1 protein-coding gene and 3 pseudogenes are annotated in these 3,324 nt (G+C 67.3%); all 4 read right to left on the bottom strand.

What is annotated here, in order from left to right:
• A pseudogene (locus HMPREF3162_RS12130) lies at positions 1-396 on the bottom strand (hypothetical protein); the annotation flags it as partial.
• Between the two features lie 460 nt (positions 397-856).
• Positions 857-1,270 (bottom strand): annotated as a pseudogene (locus tag HMPREF3162_RS12135) (relaxase/mobilization nuclease domain-containing protein); the annotation flags it as partial.
• On the bottom strand, positions 1,267-1,857 hold the full coding sequence (locus HMPREF3162_RS06845; protein WP_070514611.1) for a hypothetical protein: 591 nt from the start codon (positions 1,855-1,857) through the stop codon (positions 1,267-1,269). The pseudogene HMPREF3162_RS12135 and the gene HMPREF3162_RS06845, both read right to left, overlap by 4 nt.
• A pseudogene (locus HMPREF3162_RS06850) lies at positions 1,854-3,324 on the bottom strand (RNA helicase); the annotation flags it as partial. The gene HMPREF3162_RS06845 and the pseudogene HMPREF3162_RS06850, both read right to left, overlap by 4 nt.

Here is a 3,324-nt window from a genome sequence, read left to right on the forward strand (position 1 = left end):
AGCCGCGCGATTCTTCTGCGCCTCCGCGACCAAGCTCCGCGACGCGGCGTTCAAGCTCTCGCCGTTGAGACTCTGCGCGAACTCGCCGAGCGTGCTCGCGATCTCGTTCTGCCTGCTCTCGATGCTCGCGATCCTCGCGGACACGTCGCTGGAGGGCGAGGAGGTCGACGCCGGGGCCGTGATCCGCTCCAGCCGCCTCGTCGTCTCCTCGTCCATGACCTTCACGAACCCCGCGAGCTTCTTCTGCTGCTCGGTCAGCGTGGCGATCCTCGCATTCTGCGCCTCGACGGCGGCGAGGATCGAGGTCAACAACTCCATCATCTCCGGACTGCCGAGCTGCTGCTGCGACTGTACGGGCCCGTTCTGCTGCTTCAGCCTGTCGAGTGCTGCGCTCATAGTCCTGCTCCTTCTGCTGCTGGTGGTAGTCGAAGAACGCCTGCGCGCCCTCCGGGGTGAAGTCCGCCGAGAGTGCACTCGCGCGCTTGCGGCGCTCGGCGCGCCCGGACTCGCCGCGGCGGTCCTCGATGTAGAGCGTCCAGGTCTCCTGCCCGGCGCGCCTGCCCTTCTTGCTGACGGGGCTGTGCAGCCGCATCCGCGGCACCCGCTCCCCGTCATCGCCGAGCTGCTGGTTCTGCTCCTCGATCACCGCTTCGAGACCGGCCTTGTCCACCGCGCGGGGGTCGGCCAGCGCCGCGCTCATCCGGTCACCCATCTCGCGGTCGAGCGATCCCTCGGCGAAGTCCTCTCGGCGCAGCTCCCAGTCCTTCGGCGCGTGCTCCAGCCGCTTCACGACCGAGAGCCCGTGATCGCGCATCAGCTCGTCGTTTGCCGACTGCACGCCCTTCTGGTTCCCGGCCTTGCGGTCGTGGAACGTGCGATAGTCCGAGAGCGCCTTTCCCGTGCGGTTGTTGTGATTGAGAACCAAAATATGGTTGTGCGGCTTCTTTCCCCGCCCATCCACATGACTGACGACGAGGCAGTCCGAATCCGGGTGCATCTTCTTCGCGAGCTGGTAGCCCAGATCGTTCACCCTCTGCACGTCCTCCGGATTCTTCGGATCGAACTCTTCGTCGCTGAACGACTGGCGGTAATGCAGCGCCTCGACCTCGCGCGTCGTGTTCTGCGTCAGCGCCCGAGCGCGCGCCGAGAACGCGCCGAGGCCTCCCGGCACATCGCACGTGATCGCTACGCCCCGCGCGTCCTCCTTGCCACGGATATAGCGCTCCGTGTCGGCGGCACTGGCGCTCGGGCTGTAGTGCGTCGTGCTCATGAGGCCGTCCGATCCCCGAGCAGGGCGCGAACCTCGCGCAGCAGCTCGATCAGCTCGGGCACCTCCGCCGACAGCGCCACCGACTCACCGGCCCGCGCGCGGCGGTCCAGATCGTTCACGTTGATCGCCAGCGGGCGCACCTGCGCGGCAAGCTCGCGAGCGTCCGCCGACGCCTGCACGCGCGCCTCGCCCCAGAGCAGGTGCGCGGCCACGGCAGCGTCCAGCTCCTCGCTCCGAGAGGCGTGGAGCGCGTCGCGCACCACGGCCCGCACCCACGCGCTCGGAGCCAGCCCGAGCCGCTTCGCACGAGTGCGCAACGCCGCGAGCGTCTCCTCGCCGAAGTCGGTATCGAGCTTCGCGCGGCCCCCACGACGACGCTTCGCGCCACCGTGACTCTGCCGCACAGCTTCCACAGCAAACCGACCGATGTTCACCTGGGAGTCGGCCTGCTGCTCCACCTGTACGCCAGAGTGGCAAGCAGTAGCCGCGTCGGACATTTCGCTGACGCTCATGTCCTCCCCGGCTGCTTGCGAGGGGCCTCCGGCCCCCTCGACCCCCTGGAAGAGCGCATCGCGTTTGGTGCTCATCGCACACCTCCCGCGACCAGCAGCCCACCGTTCGCGCGGAGGCGCTCGACCTTCGCTTCGAGGGCCTTCCGCTTGGCGTCGGCACGACGCTTGCGCTCCTCCTCGGAGAGCGCGGGACAGTCGTCGCCATGACGCGCATAGGTGCCCGACTGCGGCGTCGAACAGGTGCACAGCTTCAACTCACGGTTGTGCTCCTCCAGCTCGGCGAGACGCTTGCGCTGCTGTTCCTCGACGATCTCGCGGTCACGCTTCGCCGCCTCCTCCGCCACGGCGATTTCCTCAGCGCTCGGCTGGATCGGCTGGCCGACCCCGGCGAACTCCGCGAACAGATCGTGCCCGTCGATCGCGTCCAGCTCGGGGCGGGCGATCCGATCGTGCTGCTTGACGATCGGCGCGACCGTGCGCGCCTCGATCTCACAGCGCACGCGCTCCCGCTCCGCGGTGTCCCTGATCGCCTTGCACCTGCGCGCCAGCAGTTCGAGGTCCTGGCGCATGTGCTCGTACCGTTCGTAGCTCCGGTACTCGCGGGTGCCGTTGAGCACGCCGGAATTCACAAAGATCGAGAACTCCCGCTCGGCGACCGGAATGATCACCGGGAAGCGACGGAACCCCTGCCCGAGGTTCTCCGCCTGGTGCTTGACCCGCACGCCTCCCTGCATCGACTCGTACTCGCCAGCCAGGCCCCGGAGGAACTCCTCGTAGCCCTCCGGACCCGTCACGATGTTCACCCGGTTGAGCAGCTGGGTCTTCGACCCCTTGATGTTCACGATCGGCTTCTCGTCCGGCTCACGCCACGGGCCGAGGATGCGGAAGAGCATTCCGCGGCTCTTTGCCGTGCGGATCATGTCGCCAACCCGCATGTCCTCCCAGATCACGACCGGCTCGCCGTCGTACCCCTCCCAAGAGACGTTCTCGCCGCCCACCTTGAAGTACGGCTTATCCGCGTCCGGGGCCAGAGCGCGAGCGAGCGCCTTCGCAAGCAGATCCTTGCCCGTGCCGCCTTCGCCGAACACGTAGAAGTTCATGACCGACTCAGGCGCGTCCTGATACGCGAGGAAGTCGCCCCGCAACTTCTGGAAATGCGCCAGGTTTCCCTTCGCGAAGTAGATCGCGGGCTCCTGATCGCGAACCTGCTTCAACGTCAGCGAGCCCTTGCCCACGGCCTGGAAGAGCTTGCTGAGCTTCGCACCCCCGCCACCCTCCGCGGCGTTGCGGCGCATCGCCATGTGCGCGTCCAGTTCCCGCCCGAAATCGAAGTTCGCGACGATCCGCCCACGGCCGTACTGATATTTGCCAGGCATGCCCTCCTGCGTCTTGTCCACGAGGTAATGCCGATCCGACTGGTGGATGCCCGGGATGGCGTTCTTCCCCCGCGACTCATGCGGCAGGTACTCAGCGAGATCGAAGAACGCCTTCTCTGCCGCGTCGCGAACCTTGGTCGCGGAGGCGCAGAAGAATCGCGCGGCT

This window comes from Brevibacterium sp. HMSC07C04 (assembly GCF_001815905.1).
Lineage (GTDB): Bacteria > Actinomycetota > Actinomycetes > Actinomycetales > Brevibacteriaceae > Brevibacterium.

Excerpts from the sequence above, each read along its gene's own strand:
- HMPREF3162_RS06845 (WP_070514611.1), bottom strand. The coding sequence starts at position 1,857 with ATGAGCACCAAACGCGATGCGCTCTTCCAGGGGGTCGAGGGGGCCGGA.